The organism is Nonomuraea sp. NPDC059023, assembly GCF_042740095.1.
GTDB lineage: Bacteria > Actinomycetota > Actinomycetes > Streptosporangiales > Streptosporangiaceae > Nonomuraea.
This window is the reverse complement of record NZ_JBHYIO010000013.1, coordinates 139965-158333: the sequence shown is the minus strand read 5'-3', so window position 1 is coordinate 158333 and position 18369 is coordinate 139965. Positions and strand designations below refer to the sequence as shown.

Annotated in this window: 21 protein-coding genes; 8 read left to right on the top strand and 13 right to left on the bottom strand. The window is 70.2% G+C overall.

All coding sequences use genetic code 11. The annotated features are described in order from the left end of the window. Positions 1-19: 19 nt before the first annotated feature. Positions 20-253 carry an ATP synthase F0 subunit C gene (gene atpE / locus ACFWYW_RS23265; RefSeq protein WP_379612604.1) on the bottom strand — a complete coding sequence of 78 codons (234 nt, stop codon included), beginning with the start codon at positions 251-253 and terminating at the stop codon, positions 20-22. A 243-nt stretch (positions 254-496) separates the two neighbouring features. Between atpE and ACFWYW_RS23260 the strand changes: the two genes are divergently transcribed. Further along, entirely contained in the window at positions 497-1507 is a 1011-nt protein-coding gene (locus ACFWYW_RS23260; protein ID WP_379612603.1) for a hypothetical protein, read from the top strand. Positions 1508-1660: 153 nt separating this feature from the next. Here the strand turns inward: ACFWYW_RS23260 and ACFWYW_RS23255 are convergent, their stop codons facing one another. Then, on the bottom strand, positions 1661-2584 hold the full coding sequence (locus ACFWYW_RS23255; RefSeq protein WP_379612602.1) for an RNA polymerase sigma-70 factor: 924 nt from the start codon (positions 2582-2584) through the stop codon (positions 1661-1663). After that, positions 2581-2814: a hypothetical protein gene (locus ACFWYW_RS23250; RefSeq protein WP_379612601.1), complete on the bottom strand. Its 234-nt coding sequence runs from the start codon at positions 2812-2814 to the stop codon at positions 2581-2583. Before ACFWYW_RS23250 ends, ACFWYW_RS23255 begins: the two co-directional genes overlap by 4 nt. Before the next feature lie 146 nt (positions 2815-2960). On the opposite strand from ACFWYW_RS23250, the gene ACFWYW_RS23245 reads away from it, so the two are divergent. Then, complete coding sequence (locus tag ACFWYW_RS23245) at positions 2961-3659, top strand: NAD(P)-dependent oxidoreductase (protein ID WP_379612600.1); 699 nt, start codon at positions 2961-2963, stop codon at positions 3657-3659. A gap of 3 nt (positions 3660-3662) precedes the next feature. Here the strand turns inward: ACFWYW_RS23245 and ACFWYW_RS23240 are convergent, their stop codons facing one another. The 3 genes from ACFWYW_RS23240 to ACFWYW_RS23230 are packed head-to-tail and all read right to left on the bottom strand — an operon-like array spanning position 3663 to position 5848. Then, positions 3663-4523 carry a hypothetical protein gene (locus ACFWYW_RS23240; RefSeq protein ID WP_379612599.1) on the bottom strand — a complete coding sequence of 287 codons (861 nt, stop codon included), beginning with the start codon at positions 4521-4523 and terminating at the stop codon, positions 3663-3665. A 13-nt stretch (positions 4524-4536) separates the two neighbouring features. Further along, positions 4537-4971 (bottom strand): SRPBCC family protein, encoded by a 435-nt coding sequence (locus tag ACFWYW_RS23235; RefSeq protein ID WP_379612598.1) that lies wholly within the window; start codon positions 4969-4971, stop codon positions 4537-4539. A 46-nt stretch (positions 4972-5017) separates the two neighbouring features. Further along, a complete protein-coding gene (locus ACFWYW_RS23230; RefSeq protein ID WP_379612597.1) occupies positions 5018-5848 on the bottom strand; it encodes a helix-turn-helix domain-containing protein in 831 nt (276 codons plus the stop codon). Positions 5849-6019: 171 nt separating this feature from the next. Here ACFWYW_RS23230 and ACFWYW_RS23225 point away from each other — a divergent pair, with 171 nt between their 5' ends. Continuing rightward, entirely contained in the window at positions 6020-6271 is a 252-nt protein-coding gene (locus tag ACFWYW_RS23225; protein ID WP_379612596.1) for a hypothetical protein, read from the top strand. A gap of 177 nt (positions 6272-6448) precedes the next feature. Here ACFWYW_RS23225 and ACFWYW_RS23220 read toward each other — a convergent pair whose 3' ends face one another. Further along, positions 6449-7480, bottom strand: coding sequence for a hypothetical protein (locus ACFWYW_RS23220; RefSeq protein WP_379612595.1), 1032 nt, complete (start codon positions 7478-7480; stop codon positions 6449-6451). Positions 7481-7721: 241 nt separating this feature from the next. On the opposite strand from ACFWYW_RS23220, the gene ACFWYW_RS23215 reads away from it, so the two are divergent. Beyond that, positions 7722-8732 (top strand): alpha/beta fold hydrolase, encoded by a 1011-nt coding sequence (locus ACFWYW_RS23215; RefSeq protein ID WP_379612594.1) that lies wholly within the window; start codon positions 7722-7724, stop codon positions 8730-8732. Here ACFWYW_RS23215 and ACFWYW_RS23210 read toward each other — a convergent pair. Then, positions 8698-10152 (bottom strand): hypothetical protein, encoded by a 1455-nt coding sequence (locus tag ACFWYW_RS23210; protein ID WP_379612593.1) that lies wholly within the window; start codon positions 10150-10152, stop codon positions 8698-8700. The genes ACFWYW_RS23215 and ACFWYW_RS23210 overlap by 35 nt on opposite strands. A gap of 138 nt (positions 10153-10290) precedes the next feature. Between ACFWYW_RS23210 and ACFWYW_RS23205 the strand changes: the two genes are divergently transcribed. The 4 genes from ACFWYW_RS23205 to ACFWYW_RS23190 are packed head-to-tail and all read left to right on the top strand — an operon-like array spanning position 10291 to position 14747. Next, positions 10291-11058, top strand: coding sequence for an ABC transporter ATP-binding protein (locus ACFWYW_RS23205; RefSeq protein ID WP_379612592.1), 768 nt, complete (start codon positions 10291-10293; stop codon positions 11056-11058). Continuing rightward, positions 11043-12884, top strand: coding sequence for a hypothetical protein (locus ACFWYW_RS23200; RefSeq protein ID WP_379612591.1), 1842 nt, complete (start codon positions 11043-11045; stop codon positions 12882-12884). Before ACFWYW_RS23205 ends, ACFWYW_RS23200 begins: the two co-directional genes overlap by 16 nt. Before the next feature lie 37 nt (positions 12885-12921). Beyond that, positions 12922-14130 (top strand): sensor histidine kinase, encoded by a 1209-nt coding sequence (locus ACFWYW_RS23195; RefSeq protein WP_379612590.1) that lies wholly within the window; start codon positions 12922-12924, stop codon positions 14128-14130. Next, the gene (locus ACFWYW_RS23190) at positions 14127-14747 is read left to right on the top strand and encodes a response regulator (protein WP_379612589.1); all 621 of its coding nucleotides are present in this window, start codon (positions 14127-14129) and stop codon (positions 14745-14747) included. The genes ACFWYW_RS23195 and ACFWYW_RS23190 overlap by 4 nt, the downstream gene beginning before the upstream one ends. On the opposite strand, the gene ACFWYW_RS23185 is transcribed toward ACFWYW_RS23190, so the two are convergent. The 5 genes from ACFWYW_RS23185 to ACFWYW_RS23165 form a co-directional block, all read right to left on the bottom strand. Next, complete coding sequence (locus ACFWYW_RS23185) at positions 14740-14925, bottom strand: PKD domain-containing protein (protein WP_379612749.1); 186 nt, start codon at positions 14923-14925, stop codon at positions 14740-14742. The genes ACFWYW_RS23190 and ACFWYW_RS23185 overlap by 8 nt on opposite strands. Before the next feature lie 24 nt (positions 14926-14949). Beyond that, complete coding sequence (locus ACFWYW_RS23180) at positions 14950-16248, bottom strand: erythromycin esterase family protein (protein ID WP_379612588.1); 1299 nt, start codon at positions 16246-16248, stop codon at positions 14950-14952. A 116-nt stretch (positions 16249-16364) separates the two neighbouring features. Next, positions 16365-16790 (bottom strand): SRPBCC family protein, encoded by a 426-nt coding sequence (locus tag ACFWYW_RS23175; RefSeq protein ID WP_379612587.1) that lies wholly within the window; start codon positions 16788-16790, stop codon positions 16365-16367. Positions 16791-16914: 124 nt separating this feature from the next. Beyond that, positions 16915-17187: an FAD-dependent monooxygenase gene (locus ACFWYW_RS23170; RefSeq protein ID WP_379612586.1), complete on the bottom strand. Its 273-nt coding sequence runs from the start codon at positions 17185-17187 to the stop codon at positions 16915-16917. Beyond that, complete coding sequence (locus tag ACFWYW_RS23165) at positions 17184-18368, bottom strand: FAD-dependent oxidoreductase (RefSeq protein ID WP_379612585.1); 1185 nt, start codon at positions 18366-18368, stop codon at positions 17184-17186. Before ACFWYW_RS23165 ends, ACFWYW_RS23170 begins: the two co-directional genes overlap by 4 nt. Position 18369: the final 1 nt, after the last annotated feature.

Genomic DNA, 18369 nt, shown 5'->3' with positions numbered 1-18369 from the left:
ATTTCCGCTTGGTGCGCGATTACTTGATGGTCCGGAAGATGAACGGCGCGACCAGTCCGATCAGAGCCAGGGCCTCGGTGAGGACGAAGCCGAGAAGCATGTTCTGGCGGATCAGCCCATAGGCTTCGGGCTGGCGGGCGATGGCCTGCACACCCTGGCCGAAGATGATGCCCACGCCGATGCCGGGGCCGATGGCGGCAAGGCCGTACCCTATGGCGGTGACATTGCCGGAGATCTGAGCGAGAACACTCATGGTGTCGCCTTTCTGGACGTCCGGTGAAGCAGATTTAGTGATATTTCCTCACATAAGGGCTCCGAAGAGAAATGTTCAGATGCTCCAATGTGACGGGAAATTGCTCGTCAATGGACGCGCTAGACAAGTCAATGCAGTTCGTTCATAAACGCCACGGTGATACTCGCGGCAAGGGCTGATGCGGTTAGCATGAAGCGGGATCGGGGATCGTGGCGGCCCACGGCGATGAAGAGAGATCTCTGCATGCGTACGAGCCCGCGCAAGCTTCGCAACACTCTGAGCTGGTACGCGTTCGGCTTCTCCTGCGTGGTGACTCTGCTCGCCGCGGTGCTCATGGTGATCTTCGACCCGGGTCTCACCACGGCGGCGGTACTCTCCGCGATCGGCCTCAACCTGATCGCGTCCGTGGTCTTCGCCGTCGTGTTCACCATCCTGAGCTCCCAGGTGCAGCAGCGCGGCCTGGAGGAGAACATCGCCCAGCACCTGGACGACATGGCGCTGGGACTGCGCGCCGAGGTGGCCGCACAGCACAAGGACTTCATGCCCACGGCCACCTATTCACCCTTCGACCCGATCGACGGCACATACGGAGACGCCTTCAACAGGGACATGACCGCGAGCCTGGAGACCACCGGGTTCTACGCCTTCTGCGGGCCGAGCGCCCGGTACGTGCCGGCCCGGCTGACCAGGTCGCGTCACTTCCCGCACCAGGTCCGGGTCGCGATGCTCAGCCCCGGCGACAAACTGGCCATCTCGCGCCGCGCCACCGACAGGACCACCTGGGTCAGGCTGGCGGGCAAGGACAACGCGACGCTCGCGGAGGAGCTTCGCGAAGAGCTCATCATGAGCACGGTCGCGCTCTTCGACTACCGGCACATCTGCCCGGTGGACCTGGTCTACATCGAGGACACGGCGACCTACCGGTTCGAGATCTTCGACGACGCCATCTACCTCTCCTGGTACCACGGCCCGCAGTCGATCTCGAAGGAGATGCCGGAATCCCTCAGGTTCGCCGCCCAGTCCTTCCTCTACCAGTTACTCCGCCTGGACCTCATGCGCAGGTTCGAGATCGTCGAAAGCCGCGTCAGATTCGAGGCCGGTCAGGACGACGCGTTCCTCATCTCCCACCTGACGTCGGTCCTGGGCACTTCGGTGAGGGCCGCCGACCTGCGACGCTGGCGGAAGCAGTACCAGGAGTACACCGCGGACTTCGTCGGCTATCTCGACACCGTCTACTCCGGACTCAAGATCTGACAGGAGGTGTGCGGAGCCCCGTACCGGAGGACCCACCCCCCACAGGGAGAACAGGGCACCGCGACGTCACGTCGTGAGACTCGAGTCTGGCACCGGCGGCCTTCGTCCGAGCGAGGAAAACATCAGAAAGCGGAAACCCGCCGCGTAGCCAGGTCAGTCCGTGGACCGGCGGGCCTGGTTCGCCTCGCGGACGACCGTCCAGGTGTCGGCCACCGGACCCAGGTGCCCGAGCTTGTCGGGGTTGATGACCGCGCGGATCGCCTGAACCTGCCCGTCGAGGATGTCGAGCGTCAACGTGTTGACGACCTTGCCGTCCCGGTCCCGGAAGATCGCGCCCGGCTGGCCGTTCACCTCGTGCGGTTCCACGACGCCGCCGATCCGGGCGAACGGCGCGACGATCGCGGCCAGCGTCCTGGCCACGTTCCCGGCGCCGAAGACGCCGTTGCCCCACTGCGGAGCCTTGCCGCCGCTGTCGGCGACCATCTGCACGTCGGCGGCCAGCAGTTTGCGCAGCCCGTCGACGTCACCTTCCCGGAAGGCGTCGAAGAACCGCCCGGCGAGTTCGTTCCGTTCCCGATGATCCGTTTCGAACCGGGCGCGTCCCGCGTCCATGTGACGACGCGCCCGGACGACGAGCTGGCGGCACGCCGCCTCCGACCGTCCCACGGCGGACGCGACCTCGGCGAAACCGAACCCGAACACCTCCCGGAGCACGAAGACCGCCCGTTCGAGCGGGCTGAGCCGTTCCAGCAGGAGCAGGGCCGCCGTCGACAGCGAGTCGGCCAGCTCCGCCGATCGCTCCGGGTCCTCATATGGGTCGGCCAGCAGCGGCTCGGGGAACCAGCGCCCGGCGTACACCTCCCGCCGCACGCGCGCCGAGCGCAGCACGTCGATCGCGATCCGGGACACCGTGGCCGACAGGAACGCCTTGACCGAGACGGGCTGGGTCGGGGACGCCTCGTAACGCAGCCAGGTCTCCTGGACCGCGTCCTCGGCCTCGCTCACACTGCCGAGAATCCGGTAGGCGATCGAGAACAGCAGCGGCCGCAGCTCCACGAACTCCTCCTCCCGCCTCATGCCGGCTCCGCCTTCAAGCCCTGCCGCGGGCCGAGCTCCCGCTTGGCCTTGGCGTCGGAAAGGGCGCGGCCCTCGGTCGTCATGGTCACCGCCGTACGCCCGGCGGGCCGCCGGGGGATCCGGATCGCCGGGTCATGCTCGGGTTTCACCCATCCGCAGGTACGCACGCCGTTCCAGGCGCCATAGCTCTGCGCGATGACATGGGGCCCGCCTGCCACGAACATCCGCATGACCATCACCTCCTGTCTCTCCACTCCCTGGGACGAGACAGCCCCGCGGCCTGTGACAAGGGAGGTTCCTCCCATGTCACAGAACGACCGGGCTGTCTCGTCCCGGGGAGGACCATCGCCGCCAGGCCATGAAAAGGACGACCCTCATGCGTATCGCAGTCTTCGGGGCCAACGGCCCCACCGGCCGCCTGCTCACCGACCAGGCACTCGCCGCCGGACACCAGGTCACCGCGGTCACCAGGCGGCCGGACTCGTTCCCGCTCCGCCATGATCGGCTGGAGGTGGCCGGCGCCGACGTGCTCGATCCGGCGGCCGTCGACGACGTCGTGGCGGAGCGGGACGCGGTGCTCTCGACGCTCGGCGTACCCGCGGGGAAGGAACCGATCAGCACCTATTCGCGGGGTGTGACGAACATCGCCGCCGCGATGGAACGCCACCGGGTGCGCCGTCTCGTCGTGGTGAGCTCCAGCGGGGTCGCGCCGCGCTCGTACTCCGACGGCGGATTCCTGTTCAACCGCGTGCTGCTGCCGTACGTGACGCGAGTGATGGGAAGGACCCTGTACGACGACATGCGGCGGATGGAGGCGCTGGTCCGCGCCAGCGATCTGGACTGGACGATCGTGCGCCCGAGCGGGCTCTACCACCTGCCGGCGGCCACCGACTACACCCTCGTCGAGGACCACGCGGACGGCAGGTTCACCGCCCGTGCGGACCTGGCCGCGAGCCTGCTGGCCCTCCTGGACGGCGACCGCTACCTGCGTACCACCGTCGGCGTCATCACCACCGTGGACAACCCCGGCCTGCTCCAGTGGATCCGCCGCGAAGCACTCGCGAGGAGGTCCTGACGGCTATCGAGGTACGGCGGCGCAGGGGGCGGGCCGATGGAGGCAGACAGGGCGCCGGCTTCTCGCGTCCAGCACCACCCGATCGGTCAGCGGCTCCGCGAGCCGGACGACGCCCTCGCCCCGCAGGCCGACGCCCGCGCACAGGCCGCCTCCGGTGTGCTCCCGGACCTCGACTCCGAGGACCACGACGTCAGGCCGCTCGTCGGCCCGGAGGCGCACGGACGGAATCGCCCGGCCGCCGCAGACGCCGTACTCGAACGTCACCCGCAGCGTGCGCGCGTCGAGCATCTCGAAGCCGCTGATGTCGGCCGGCAGGTGGTCGCCAACGGCCTTCTCCACGGTGCCGAGCGTGGCGGTGTCGACCGCGGCGTAGTCGACCGGGCCGGGCAGGTTCGAGAAGTACAGCCGCCACGCCGGGACCGTGGCCGTGCCGCGTAAGGTCCGCAAACGCATGGTGGTGAACGTGGCGGCGGTCATCTTGTACGCCTGATCGTCCCGGGCGGACGCCACGTCGGCGAAGGGAGACAGGGCGGCCAGCGCCCGGCGGGCACTGATCACGGGGACCCGCAGGGTGGAGCCGTCGTCCCAGCGGATCCGCGCCTCCTCCGGGGTCACGGGGAGCGGGCCGGTCACGGCGAAGCCGTACTCCTCATCACGGGCGATCCGCTCCTCCACCTCCCGCGACATCTGGCTCAGGCTTTCCATCGGGACGAAGCCGTTCCGCCAGATCTCCGCCGCGCCGCTGGTCCGCCAGATCCAGACGGCACTGGCGGCGTGGTCATCGAAGCTGAGCCGTCCGCTGAGGAAGTTGCCGCCACTGAGAAGAAGGGTCACCGCCAGGAACGTCACCAGTAATCGCAGCATCCGAAGATTATCGCTACGCCTGTGCGTTCTCCGCGGTCGCGCGCAGGGCGTGGAGCTGGCCGGCGTCGGTGCGGCGTACGGCCATGCGGATCAAGGGGGCGAACAAGGTCCAGGGGAATCCGGTCGTGGCGAGGTCGGCGGTCAGGTGGGCGCGGGTACGCGCGGCGTCGTCGAGCGGCTCCAGGCGGTAGACGTATCGGGCGGTGACTCCGCCCTGGATGGTCACGAGTGTGATCGATCGCCCCTCGTCCAGGTCGGCGATCTCGCTGGTGCGGGTCTTGCCGCGGGCGTTGAAGATGATCGTCGAGCCGATGCGGGTGCCCGACTCGGCGCGCATCGACTCCACGCCGGTCATCCATCGGGGAGCCCGTTCCCAGTCGGTCAGGATCTGCCACACGTCCCGTGCCGGCCGGTCGATGACGGCGTCGACGGCGAATGCCCGTTTCATGGCCCATAGTGTGCCCGCAGGGCGCGGAAGGTGACTTGTACGGAATTCACATCTCGGGGACGAACCCCGGCTCGTTCTGCCCGGTGGCGTACGCGCCGCGCTGGGCGAGCACGTACGCGGACGGCGTCACCCCGCTGTGCCGCTTGAAGTCCCTGATGAAGTGGCTCTGATCGAACCACCCCCATTCGGCGGCCAGCCCGGTCCAGTTCAGATCGGAGTGCACGTCCACACCCTTCAGGAGCCGCCGCAGGCGGAGGATGCGCGCGAGGGAGCGCGGGGTCAGGCCGATGACGCGCACGAACTCCCGGTCCAGATGGGCGGGGGTGATGCCGAGCTCGGCGGCCAGGCCGGAGATGCGCCGTCGCGGATCGGCCTCCAGCGCGGCGACGGCGGCCGTACACCGTCGCCATCCGGGTGCCGGCGAGAGGCCGGCGCGCAGCGTGGCCTCCACGGAATCGAGGCAGGCGGCGGGGTCCGGGCGGGTGAGCAGTGCGGCGCGCAGCGCACGGGCGGGCGGCCAGACCGTCATCAGGTCCACGACCCGCCCGCGCAGCGGAGCGGGATCGACGCCGAACAGCGCGCGGCAGCCCACCGGCGACGACACCACACCGACGGCGAGCGTCTCGGCGGTCGGGGCATTGATCACCGGCTGGTCATGCGGCCCGGCCAGCCAGCCCTCCGTCGCCACGAACGCCGGGCCGTCGCCGTTGCGCGGCGTCTGCACGATCGGGGATCCGAGGACGAGCACCGCGACCGTGGATCCCGTCGGCGCGATCCGCTCGCGCGGGTACGTCATCCGCCCCCGGGCGAACCACACCGACTCCACGAACGGCTCCAGCACCCCCGCCGGCCGCCGCGTCACGAACTCGAACTCCATGCCCGTCACTATCGCGCCCCGCGGGCCGCCCCGTCACCGCTGGCGGGTGGGTGCGTAGCGCGCAGTGCTCGGTCAGGCGTTCCAGTCCCAAGCGGTGCGTACCGGCAAGAAGGTCTGCCCGCGGCCCTGCAGGCGGGGACGCGCGCCTTTCTCGCGCGCCACGGCTGCCGGGTGGCCGCGGAGATGGACCTCGGGCTGCCCCGCTGGGCCGACGACCCCACACCCGTCTTCAGCACGCTGATCAGCTATGCCGACGCCGCGGACACCGGCTTCGACGCGCCGGCCGAGTTCGCGGCCGCCGCGCGGGAGCGGTTCTACGACACCGCGCAGGTGTACCGGGTGGCGTTGATCCAGCTGTGGCGGCAGAGCGGGCTGATGGCGGTCGACGAGGTCGCGGCGTTGCTGACGCGGACCGAGAACTGACAGGACATCGTGGACACCCGGATGGCCGACATCGACGCGCAACTGGACCGGCTGGCCGCCGCCCGGCGATATCTCGGCCACTTGAAGCAGTGCCACCATGGCCCGTCGCTTGAGGACTGCCCCCAGTTCAGAGCCGGGATCCAGCCACCATCCCACCAGCCCTGATCAGCGTCGTTTTCAGACTCCGAGCGCGATCGGCCACACCACAAGCAGGTACGACTCGCCGGGCCGGTTCGACAGTCCAGCGCCGGGCCGCGCTCGCCCGTGGACGCGCAGGCCGTAGCGTCCGGTGCCCTGGTAGGTCAGGTTGGGGGACGGCGTTTCGTCGCGGGTGTGCATGCCCTCGATCTGCATGATGCCGGTCGTGGTGACGAACTCGATCTCCTCCGTCTCCTCCCACCTGGAGGAGATGGGCTCGCGGGGCCTGGACGCATCCCACCGCACGTGAACCCCCACCGCGCCCCGGTTCTTGAGCGTCCTGATGACCACCGCGTCCGGAGCGGCGGCGACCAGGCCCTCCGGCAGCGCCGGTCCGGCGGCGGGCTCCTGGTAGGGGTTGACGATCCGCAGCCGATGCTCGGCCGCCCCCGCGGAGCCCTGGACGGGCGTGGGTGGCAGAGGGGGTACGACGATGTTCCTGATGATGCGCCCCGCTTCGCTTTCCGGCCGTGCGTGCTCCTGGGCCCAGCGCCTGATCTCGGCGGACTTGTCCGGAAGCCCCAGTTCTTCCGCGACGCCCACGCCGAGCTTGGCGCACGCCTTCGGCCCCACTTCGATGGGCCAGATCGTGACCAGGTAGAACTCGAACGGCACGTTCGGCACGGCGCAGGGATCGATATCACGGCCGCGCGCGTGCACACGCATGCCGTAGCGTCCGGGACCATGCGGGGTGAGGTTGGGGAGCGCCTGCGGCAGGTGGCCCATGAGGCCCCGCAACCGTGTCTCGCCCGTGAAACTGATCAGCTCCACGTTCTCCACCTCGTCCCACCCCCGCGCCGTCGTGGCAGGGGGCGCGTCGGCGAGTTGAACCGTGACGTCCACGACTCCGGTGTGTACGCCGGTGAGGATCACCGCCGCTCCGGGGGAGGACGCCGTCAGCCCATTGGGGACGTGGGACGGATGGCCGGCACCCGTGTCGTCGTTCACCAGCATCTGATGATGGCTCACGTGCACGTCCGCTCTCGCGGACGTGGGGGGTTGCGTGCTCATACGGGCGATCTTGACAGGCGGGTCCGACAAGACCGTGGTCCCGCCGGACGGGCCGATGGGAGCACACCACGCCGCCCGGGGAGGTGCGCGGTCTTCACCGGGGCAGGCGTGGCGGTTCACGAGCCGGAGGCCCGTCGTCAGCGGCGGCGCGGCCGGTGCTGGTGAGAAGAGCTCACCTGCCGCGTGAGCCAATTCACCTGCCGTGCCTGTCACAGGGCGGCACGCCAGTCCGTCCAGACGCATGAACGATTCCCCGACCACGCCGGAGATCACCATGGTTGGCCTTGAGAACGCACCGCAGACCGCCGCCGCCCGACCGGCACGCCGGCGCCGCAGGCTCGCGGTCGTGCCGGCGCTGCTGGTGGCCGCGCTGCTGTTCGGCGCCTACGGCTGGCAGCCCGCCGAGGACGGAAGGGCCTTCCGCTCGCCCTACCTGGCCCAAGTCGGCTCACGCTACGCCGACACTCCCATCGCCCGCTTCCACTACGTCCAGGCCGGATCCGGCACGCCGGTGATCCTGCTCTCGCCCGGCGGCACCTCGGTCATCGGCTGGAAGGACCAGCTCGACGTGCTGGCCCGCGACCACACGGTCTACGTGGCCGACCTGCCCGGCCAGGGCTACACCCGGGTGAAGGACCCGGACTTCGCCTACGACCTGGACTCCATGGTCGCCGCCGTCGGCGCGTTCATGGACAGTGTCGGTGTACGGCGGGCCGCGCTGGCCGGCAACTCCTGGAGCGGCGGCTGGGCCCTGGCCTTCGCGCAGCGTCATCCCGAGCGCGTCACCAAGCTCGCCCTACTGGACGCCACCGGCCTGGACCTGCGGGGCACCCTGATGTGGGAGTCCCTGAAGATCCCTGTGGTCGGCGAGCTGGCCGTCAAGCTGTCCACCGGCAAGTCCACGGTGCGGGGCCTGGCCGAGGGCATGATGGTCAACAAGGGCCGCGTCACCGATCAGCTGGTGGACGAGTGGTGGGCGCCGATGACCTTCCATGACAACATCCGCGCCACCTACCTGCTGGAACGCCGCCTCGACTGGGCACCGACCGAACGCGCCCTCCCCGCCACCAGGACTCCGGCCCTGGTCCTGTGGGGCAGGCAGGACACCGTCCAGCCTGTCGAGCGCGCCCACCGGTTCGCCGACCTGCTGCCGAACGACCAGCTCGTGATCGTGGACGGCTGCGGCCACGCCCCCCAGCTGGACTGCCCGGACCCGGTCAACCGTCACCTCCAGGCCTTCTTCGCCGGGTGAGGCAGGATTCGATCACCTGGGCGAGGAGACAGAGCTTCGGGTTGCTCTTCGCGCTCTTCTGGATCCAGCGCACCACCGCCAGATCATCGCCGGTCATGCCGGCCAGCGAGCATCGCAGGATGGGCTTGATCCGGGGCGATCTGGTCACGCGGGCGTAGCGGATCATCGCGCGGTCGGCATCGAGAGCCGGCCTCAGGGTGGAGAGCTCGGGCGGGTGGTGGCGGGCCAGGCGGGGCCCGTACTGGAGGACGTCGAGGAAGGGCCAGGTGAGCAGGTAGTCGCGCAGGCTCGCCCAGTCCTCCCACCCGAGGAAGGCGTCGGCGACGAAGTACCGGTCCTCCGGTGACGCCGGGTTGACGATCGCGAGAACGTCCAGGCCGCGGGCCTCACGCAAGGCCGCGCGGATCGGTTCGCGCAGCGGCGGATGCCGGTAGCCGGCCGTCAGCCGCTCGGTGTCCAGGGCGTCCAGGCGGCCGTTCAGCAGGTCGTGGACCATGTGGCCGCGGAGCGTGGGGGAGCGCGCGATGAGCACGCGGATCGCGCGTGGCAGGCGGGGGGACAGGAGAACCTCGATGAGCAGGTCCGTGTCACCGGCCACGCTCGTGTCGTCCAAGGCCGGGTCGGTGACCTCGCTTCCGTGCCGCAGCAGGTGGGCGGACAGCTCTCGGGTGGGGGCGGCCAGCCACAGTCGCCAGCCGTATCCGCTCGCCTCGGCGTCGAGCCGGGTGTGGTTGCCGAACAACGCCGGCCAGGGTTCCCCGCCGCGCAGCGCCTGGGACCACAGGGCCGCGAGCTCGCCCCCGCGGGCGGTGCGGCACCGATCCCGGGCCAGGTCGGCGGTCGGCTGGTGTTCGCTGCGCCGGGCGGCTGCCACGAGGTCGATGGGCATGGGGCGCTTCAACATCCTGGCGAAGGGTGCGAAGTCCGCATCGTCTCGGCGGAGGCTCTGGCGGAGAAACCAGTCCTCCAGTTCGAGCTGCTGGAGATGCCCGGCGATGATCGGGCCGGGCCACAGGAGCCCGGGGACGGGCGTGGTCACGGACTCGCCGACCTCCAGGAAGCCGTCCCGGTCGCCGACCGCCAGCCGTACCTTGGAGAGGTGTGCGTCGCCACGGGGCGCCAGGTCGCGCGCCGTCAGTTCGCGCAGCAGCGCGAGCGCCGCGTCCGGGTCGCGCCAGTCGGGGTGGAACAGCTTGTCGATCACGTTCTGGTCGCCCCGGGCGATGATCGTCTCCAGCGCGGTGGCGCGTACGACGGGGATGCCCTGAAGCACGGAGAGCACCAGTTCGTCGTCGATCAGGCCCGTACGCCGCAGCACTTCCCAGATCGCCGGGTCGCCACCCGTGCGCCAGCGCCGCCACAACTCACGGATCGCCGCCGGGTCTCCGCGCCTGGCCCGGAAGGACAGCCACCAGATCACCCATCGAGGATGGTGGAGGGAAACGCGGCCGGGCAAGGGGCGGGCTCCGCATCAACCGATCGGTTGATGCCGGAATCCACCGCTCCGCTCTCCGGCCGGACGATCCGCCACCCCCGCTACCCGCGCGATTCTCAAGGCATGCCAACACACCAGGAGCCCGCCCTCCGCACCACCGGACTCCGTAAAGCCTTCGGCGACCACGTGGCCGTCGACGACATCCACCTCACCGTCCCCGCCGGATCCTTCTACGGCCTGGTCGGCCCCAACGGCGCCGGCAAGACCACCACCCTGGCCATGGCGGTCGGCCTGCTCCGCCCCGACGCCGGCAGCGCCGAGATCTTCGGCGTCGACGTCTGGCGCGACACCGTCCGTGCCAAGGAACTGATCGGCGTGCTGCCCGACGGCAACGCCATGCCGGAGCGGCTCACCGGCCGCGAGGTCCTCACCTACCTCGGCCTGCTGCGCGGCATGCGGCCCGCCGTCGTCGCCGAGCGCACCGACGAGCTCCTCCAGATCTTCGAACTCGACTCCGCGGAGCGGACCCTGGTCATCGAGTACTCCACCGGCATGCGCAAGAAGATCGGGCTGGCCGTCGCCCTCCTGCACGCGCCCCGCCTGCTCGTCCTGGACGAGCCCTTCGAGGCGGTCGACCCCGTCTCCGCGGCCACGATCAAGGCCATCCTGCGAAGGTTCGCGGGCAACGGCGGCTCCGTGATCATCTCCAGCCACGTCATGGCCCTCGTCGAGCAGCTCTGCGACCACGTCGGCGTCATCTCCGACGGCCGTGTCGTAGCCGCCGGGCCGCTGGCGGAGGTACGCGGCTCCGCAACCCTGGAGGACGCCTTCGTCGAGCTCGTCGGCGCCCGCGCCGGAGGAACGGAGGGGCTGGCATGGCTCACGGCCTGACCCTCAGCCCGGCCGGCACTCCCGGCCTGGCCGCCCTGGCACAGCACATGGTCCGCATGCGGCTGGCACTCATGCGCAACTCCCTGCGCGGCGACGCCGCCACCAACCTCTACACCGGCGTCTCGGCCGGGCTGATCCTGGCCCTCGGCACCATCGCCGTCGCCGTCCTGTGGCCCGCCTACCTGCCCGTCACCCTGGCCGTCTGGCTCGGCGGCTGGATCTTCGGCCCCATCTTCATCGGGGGCGGCAACGAGGCCCTCCGCCCCGAATACTTCTCCATGCTCCCGGCCACGCCGGGCCGGATCGCGGCGGCGCTGCTCGCCGGAGCCTTCGCGGGCCCCGCACCCGCCATCAATCTCATCGCCCTGCTGTCCCTGCCCGTGTACGGCTGGCGCTTCGGCCCGGCCGGAGTGCTCATCGGCCTGGTGGCAGCGGTCACCACGCTCGTCACCATGGTGATGATCTCCCGCGTCATCGTGGCGCTCATCGGCCTGTTCGTCAGGTCCCGCGCCACCGCGGCCGCCGTCGGCATCGTGACCGGCACCGCGATCGCCCTGTGCAGCAACGGCTGGGCGCCCGTCGCGGCTGTGGGCGGCGCCGACGCCACCGCCGCCTGGTCCGAGGTTCTCGTCCGCGTCCTGCCCTCCGGATGGGGCGTGGCCGCCATCGAAGCCCCGTGGCCCCTGGCCCTCGTCATCCTCGTCGCCGGCGCCGGCGTGATCGCCCTCCTCCTGGCCGCATGGGCCGGCCTGCTGTCGCGGCGTGTCGTCTCGGCCGCACGCGGCGGCGTACCGCCCCGCCGGGGCACGCCCCGCCCCCTCCCCAGCACCGGTGGCGCCCGCATCACGGCCGCCAAGGAACTGCGCGCCTGGTGGCGTGACCTCGTCCGCATCCAGCTGCTCGCCACCGCCTTCTCCTTCGCCGTCGTCACCCCCCTCCTGCTCCTGGCCCTCGACGTCTGGATCATGGTGCCCTTCATGGGGCTCATCGCGATCGTGATGGCCGCCGCGTCCTCGGCCAACCTCTACGGCGCCGACGGGACCGCTCTCTGGCTCACCCTCATGACCCCCGGCGCGGAACGCGCCGACGTCCGCGGACGCCAGCTGGCCTGGCTCCTCATCGTCGGCCCCGCCGCCGTGCTCCTCTCCCTGGCCGGCACCCTCGTCAGCGGCCTGACGTGGGCCTGGCCGTGGGTACTCGGCCTGCTCCCCGCCCTCCTCGGCGGCGGCGCCGGGGTCATCGTCCTGCTCGCCGTCACCTCGCTCGTCCCCGGCACCGACCCGCACAAGCGCGGCGGCAACCCGCTCAGCACCGGCGCCGACGAAACCGCCGAAACCAGCCTCGCCTGGCTCGTGCTCCTCGCGGTTCCCGCCACCGCCCTGCCCGCGGCCGGCGCCATCCTCCTGCACCCCTGGGCCGGCATCGCCACCGGCGTGCTGACCGGCGCCCTCAGCGCCTGGGGCCTCGGCAGGATCGCGTACCGCAGACTCGAGAACCACGGGATCGATCTGCTCAACCTCATGAAGCACGGCCCGTCACCCCAGGCCGGCAAACCGACCACCGCGGACCTCCCGATCCAGCACCGCATCGGCGTCACGGTCAGCTACACCATCGCCTGGCTGCCCCTGTTCCCCCAGGGCATCGTGCCGCTGATCATGAAGATCTTCGGCATCGGGGATCCCGGGTGGTTCCTCGCCCTTCATCTCCCGCCGATCTGGCAATGGCCCACGATCATCTTCATGATCGCCCTGGGGCTGCTCCTGTACGGCTACGCCATCCTCATCCCCATGCGCCTAAGCTCATCCTCGACCGTCACGACCAGCTAAAACCCCATCCGTCCCCCAGAGGAGGGCCACGTCCCGGATGAACGACCCCTTCCCGCTCTCCACCTGGGAACGACGCTTCGAGCGCATCGTCGAGATCGTCCCCTTCCTCACCCTCGCCGCTGCCCTGGTCATCAGCCTCGCCTCACCCGAGCGGCCCGAGGGTGGGATCCTCCGCACCCTCGCGCTCGCCGCCCTGGCCCTCGCCTGGATTCTCGGCGCCCACACCCTTCTGCCCGCCGCCGTACGCCGGCGCAGGAGCTTCGTCACCGTTCACTTCGCCGGCGTGCTGGCCACCGCCGCGCTCCTGACCTTCCACGACCCCATCTTCATCATCTACTGCATCTCCGGCTTCTTCCTCGCCGGCCACTTCGCCCCCTCCAAGTGGACCTTCGCCGCCGTCGCCGCCACCTCCTTCGTCCTGTACGGCTCGTCGCTCGACTGGACCCAGGCCACCATCCAGCTCGTCTCCTTCCACCTGGCGATCATCGCCGTGCAGACCGTCGCCATCGGCGGCGGCCAGATCGCGGGCATCAGGATCGAGGAGCGGCAGCGCAAATATCGAAAGGCGGTCAGCGACCTCCAGACCGCCCTGGAGGAGAACGCCGACCTCCACGCCCAGCTCCTCACCCAAGCCCACCAGGCCGGCATCCTCGACGAACGCCAGCGCATGGCCCGCGAAATCCACGACACCCTCGCCCAGGGCCTCACCGGCATCATCACCCAGCTACGCGCCGCCCAGCGCGTCGAGGACTCCGACACCCACGTCGAACTCGCGCTCAACCTCGCCAGGGAAAGCCTGACCGAGGCCCGTCGCTCCGTCGCCGCCCTGCAGCCCCACCAACTCGAGGACGCCCACCTTCCCGAGGCCATGGCCACCCTGGCCCGCAACTGGACCCAGACCACCGGCGTCGATCTCCACGTCGAGGTGACCGGCGACCGCGTCCCCCTCAGCCCCGCCATCGAGGTCACCCTGTTCCGCGTCGCCCAGGAAGCCCTCGCCAACGTCGCCAAGCACGCGGGCGCCACCCGCGCCGGCCTCACCCTCTCCTACACCGGCGCCGTCGTCCTGCTCGACATCCGCGACGACGGCACCGGCATCCACAACCCCAGCGGCAAGGGATTCGGCCTCAGCAGCATGAGACAACGCCTGCGCGGCGTCGGCGGCACCCTCGAAATCGAGAGCACGCCCGGCGAGGGCACCGCCGTCAGCGCCACCGTTCCCGCACTCCAAGGAAACCCCCGATGATCCGCCTCCTCATCGTCGATGACCACCCGATCGTCCGCGACGGCCTGCGCGCCGCCTTCGAAGCCGAGCCCGACATCCACGTCGCCGGCGAAGCCGCCAACGGCCGCGAAGGCATCGACCGCGCCGCCGTACTCGAGGTCGACATCGTCCTCATGGACCTACGCATGCCCGAAATGGACGGCGTCAGCGCCATCACCGCCCTGCGCCACTCCCATCCCCACATCAAGGTCCTCGTCCTGACCACCTTCGACGGCGACTCCGACGTCCTGCCCGCCATCGAAGCCGGTGCCACCGGCTACCTCCTCAAGGACGCCCCCACCGACGAACTCCTGCGTGCCGTACGCGCCGCCGCCGCAGGTGAGCCGGTCCTGTCCCCGTCGGTCGCCGGCCGCCTGATGGGCCAGGTACGCCGGCCGGTCAAGGCCGCCCTCACCGACCGCGAACTCCAGGTCCTCGCCCTCGTCGCGGACGGCGCCTCCAACCGCCAGGCGGCCGCCAAACTCTTCATCAGCGAGGCCAGCATCAAGACCCACCTGCTGCACATCTACGACAAGCTCGGCGTCCGCGACCGCGCCGCCGCCGTCGGCGAGGGCTATCGGCGAGGCCTGCTCAGCTAGCCGGCCGGACCCTGACGGCCTGGGAGGCCCGGGCCCGGGAGAAGCCGTTGCAGCGCACCGAGGTTCCGGTGAAGATCAGGGCGGTCGAGCAGTTCTCGTCGTCGGTGACGGTGACGGTCGCGGTGAATCTGCCCGGTCGCCGGTAGGCATGGGTGGATGCGGGGCCGCCGTCGCGCAGGGTGGTGCCGTCGTGACATCACCTCTAACGGAATCCACCGGCGCCAGGATCAGTCACGTAGTCGGAGCCGGTCGTGTGCGAGACGTGGGCGATGGCGTCGAACGCGTCGAACACCGGCAGGTTCAGGAAATAGTCGGCCATGCGGGACTGCCGGACGGCTTCCGCGTCCTCGACCTGGGACCGAGCCGCGCGCAGGTTCGCGAGAGTCCAGAGCGCGTCGGTGGGGAACGCCGCTTCGATGCTGTGGCCGGTGGGCGGCGGGAGCGGCGCGTCGTACCAGGTGCCCTCGGGGCGTTCCGGCGTCGGTTCGCCCACGGTGGTGGTACGGCCGTGGCTCGAGGTCACGCCGATGGCGCGGTAGTCGTCTCCCAGGGCGGCGGCGAGGTGGGCTCCGGCCGGCAGCAGCGGGCTCTCGCCGTCCTCGGCCGCGGGAGTCCGCTGGATGTGCCAGTTGTGCGCGGCCAGCACGACGCGTTGGCCGGACTTGTCGCCGTCCAGGAGTCGCAGGACGGACTCCGCCATGTAGACGTCGCGGAACGTCGACGCGACCTCGAAGCTCTCCCCGGCGGCGGTGGCGCGATGGAGCTGATCCAGGTACCAGGCGCCGCGAAGGTGCCACAGCGCTGTCTGGTGCTCGGCCCCGTGGCCGCGGCTCCGCTGGACGAAGGTCAGCCGTCGCATGACGGCCGTCAGCTCGCTCAACGCGCTGGTCAACGTGTCGCGCTCGCCGGGGCCGAGTTCCTGGTAGCGGGCGAAGGCTCGCATGGTGACCGGGTCGTGGAAGCTCCGTGTCACCTTGAAGGCTGTCTCCAGGGCGGGGAGCGCGCCGGGACAGGCCCGGCTCAGGTAGCCGGCGAGCGCTTCGAGCGCGGGCAGGGGCGATCCGAAGGCGCCGGGCAGGTCGGTCCCGGCACATCGCAGCGACGGCCCTCCGGGCTTCTCGTTCCGCTGCCGCATCCAGGTCAGCACCTCGTACATCTGCCGGCATTGCCCCAGGGACATGGCGATGCCGGTCTCGGCGACCTGTTCCACAGTCCCCGGGCCGCCCCGGACCCACTTCTCGAGGATCTGCCCCTGGGTGAAGGGGGCCTCCAGGGCGTACACCTGGAAACCGCAACGTTCGACCAGGAAGCGCAGGATGCGATGGCGTACCTGGTAGAACTCCCGGATGTGATGGGAGCTTTCCCCCAAGGCCACCACCCGCGCGTCGCCCACGACGTCCCGGAGCGGTTCGAGATCGTCCAGGGGAGCCTCGAAGTTCAGGGTGTCCAGCGCGGATCCGTGATCACGGATCCAGGTCGTCACCGTCCGCCGGCTGGTCATCTCTCGCCTCCGTGTCGTCGCTTCAGGACGATGACCATGTCACGGTGCGCCGACCATGGTCGTCGTCCCGTGGGAGTGGGTTTCCGCTACTCCCCGCGGAGCAGTCGCGGCTCGCGTCAGCTCTCCACGCGCTGCTTCAGCGCTTCATTCAGGCGTACGAAGTTCCGCTCGGTGCCCGCGATCGTCTTTCCGAGGAAGGGCACCAGGATGCCGCTGAAGGTCTCGCGTTGGACGAGGTGGGTTCCGGTCTCCGTCGCGGTCAGGGTGAACTCGTGGGCGCCGTCGAAGATGCCCGGGATGGTGAGCCGCCCGAGCCAGCGGAGCGTGCGACCAGGTTCGGCGGCGAGCACCTTGGGGCGGAAGGTCATCGGCTTTCCGCTCTCGGGATACATGCGCAGGGTCAGCGTGGCTCCCACGGTGGCCTGACCCGAGCCCTCACGGATGAAGGGGTTCCACGTCTTGTAGCCGTCGAAGTCGACGAGCACCTCCCAGACCTGTTCGGGTAATGCCTGAATGTCGATGGATGTGCTGATCTCACGCATGGGGCCCTTCTCTCCTCATCCTTTCTCCATGCCTACAGCGCACACGAGGGGGTGATCAAGAGGTCCCGTGTTTCCTCCAGCAGGCGACGCCCTCAGGCCGATGCCGATCATGTAGGCCATCGTCTTACGGACGGTGCGTGAGCCGGAGCCGGTTGTCCCTCATGGCGGGTTCGACGCCGAAGCGCTGGGTCAGCCGCTGCAGCGGCTGGGCCGCGGCGGCAGGAAGGCGTCTTCTGCGTTCCACCGCGGTGCTGGGAATCGGGGTGGCGTGCGCCTGGGCGTGAAGGAGGGGTCCGGTGAGCAGGTTGGCGGTGGCGACGGCGTCCTGGATGGCGAGGTTGACGCCGAATCCGCCGATCGGTGACATGGCGTGCGCGGCGTCGCCGACGGTGGTCATCGGATGATCTTCCGGGCGAAGGCGTCGATCGCCCGTGTCGAGGACTCCACGGCGGCGAAGCCGCGTTCGATCATGATGTGTTCGTACGCGCCGATCGCCTCCGGCAGGCTGCTGTGGCCCTGCCGGGCGTCGATCAGGTGCCGGGCCAGGTCGGCGGCGTCGCTGAGCGCGGTGTTCGCGCCGGAGGCGCGGGAGGGCGGCATGGCGTGGATCGCGTCACCGAGCAGGGTGACGTGGTCGCTGTCCCATGCGGGGACGGGGACCGAGGTGCCGATCGACAGGTGGAAGGTGTGCTCGGGCCAGGCCTGTTCGACGACGCGGCGCATGGCGGGGTGCGCGGTCGTGGTGAGCTCCAGGGCCCGCCGGTGCAGGCCGGAGGCGGGCAGGGCGGCGTCCGCGGCGGTCAGCCGATCGCGCTGTACGGTGATCGCCCACATGACGAAGTCCTCGGTGTCGGTGAGGCGAAGGCCGGGCGCCAGGCGTTCGGCCATCGCCGGGGGCGGGTTCCCGAAGCGCATGTAGCCGATCATCATGGCGGGGTCCATGCCGGTGACGGCGGCGAAGGCGTTGTGCAGCCCGTCCGGCAGTGAGCGTTCGATGCCGGCGGTGACGGGGGTCTTGCCGCCGATCCAGCGGATGTTCAGGTCGTCGATCCGTGCCTGGGGAAGGCGCTGCCGGCGTACGGCGGAGCCGATCCCGTCGGCGCCGACGAGGACGTCACCGCTCTCGTGGGTGCCGTCGGCGAACCAGGCCCGTACGTCGTGGTCGTAGTGGGTGAGCGCCTTGCCGTACCGCACGACGTCGTCCAGGCCGGCGAGCAGGATCTCGCGCAGGGTGGATCTGCTGACCGCGCTGCCCTTCTTGATGATCGAGGTGGCATCGGGCAGCGGGGGAACGGGGATCTCCCGCAGGTGTTCGCCTTCGGCGTCGATCAGCATCAGGCGTTCGCTGGGCTGGCCACGGGTGGCCTCGTACAGATCGAAGAGGTGCTCGGGCAGGCAGGCGCGCAGGGCGTCCTCGCCGCGCTGATCGAGGTGCACGCGATGCCCCTGGGCCCGGCTGTACGGGCCGGCGTCGCGTTCGAAGACCAGCACGTCGATGCCCGCCCGGCGCAGGCGCTGCGCCAGGCAGAGCCCGCCCAGGCCGGCGCCCGCGATGAGTACGCGTAGCCGTTGGTTCATG

Coding starts and splice junctions, on each gene's coding strand:
- atpE (WP_379612604.1), bottom strand. CDS start 253: ATGAGTGTTCTCGCTCAGATCTCCGGCAATGTCACCGCCATAGGGTAC.
- ACFWYW_RS23260 (WP_379612603.1), top strand. CDS start 497: ATGCGTACGAGCCCGCGCAAGCTTCGCAACACTCTGAGCTGGTACGCG.
- ACFWYW_RS23255 (WP_379612602.1), bottom strand. CDS start 2,584: ATGAGGCGGGAGGAGGAGTTCGTGGAGCTGCGGCCGCTGCTGTTCTCG.
- ACFWYW_RS23250 (WP_379612601.1), bottom strand. CDS start 2,814: ATGCGGATGTTCGTGGCAGGCGGGCCCCATGTCATCGCGCAGAGCTAT.
- ACFWYW_RS23245 (WP_379612600.1), top strand. CDS start 2,961: ATGCGTATCGCAGTCTTCGGGGCCAACGGCCCCACCGGCCGCCTGCTC.
- ACFWYW_RS23240 (WP_379612599.1), bottom strand. CDS start 4,523: ATGCTGCGATTACTGGTGACGTTCCTGGCGGTGACCCTTCTTCTCAGT.
- ACFWYW_RS23235 (WP_379612598.1), bottom strand. CDS start 4,971: ATGAAACGGGCATTCGCCGTCGACGCCGTCATCGACCGGCCGGCACGG.
- ACFWYW_RS23230 (WP_379612597.1), bottom strand. CDS start 5,848: ATGGAGTTCGAGTTCGTGACGCGGCGGCCGGCGGGGGTGCTGGAGCCG.
- ACFWYW_RS23220 (WP_379612595.1), bottom strand. CDS start 7,480: ATGAGCACGCAACCCCCCACGTCCGCGAGAGCGGACGTGCACGTGAGC.
- ACFWYW_RS23215 (WP_379612594.1), top strand. CDS start 7,722: ATGAACGATTCCCCGACCACGCCGGAGATCACCATGGTTGGCCTTGAG.
- ACFWYW_RS23205 (WP_379612592.1), top strand. CDS start 10,291: ATGCCAACACACCAGGAGCCCGCCCTCCGCACCACCGGACTCCGTAAA.
- ACFWYW_RS23200 (WP_379612591.1), top strand. CDS start 11,043: ATGGCTCACGGCCTGACCCTCAGCCCGGCCGGCACTCCCGGCCTGGCC.
- ACFWYW_RS23195 (WP_379612590.1), top strand. CDS start 12,922: ATGAACGACCCCTTCCCGCTCTCCACCTGGGAACGACGCTTCGAGCGC.
- ACFWYW_RS23190 (WP_379612589.1), top strand. CDS start 14,127: ATGATCCGCCTCCTCATCGTCGATGACCACCCGATCGTCCGCGACGGC.
- ACFWYW_RS23180 (WP_379612588.1), bottom strand. CDS start 16,248: ATGACCAGCCGGCGGACGGTGACGACCTGGATCCGTGATCACGGATCC.
- ACFWYW_RS23175 (WP_379612587.1), bottom strand. CDS start 16,790: ATGCGTGAGATCAGCACATCCATCGACATTCAGGCATTACCCGAACAG.
- ACFWYW_RS23170 (WP_379612586.1), bottom strand. CDS start 17,187: ATGACCACCGTCGGCGACGCCGCGCACGCCATGTCACCGATCGGCGGA.
- ACFWYW_RS23165 (WP_379612585.1), bottom strand. CDS start 18,368: ATGAACCAACGGCTACGCGTACTCATCGCGGGCGCCGGCCTGGGCGGG.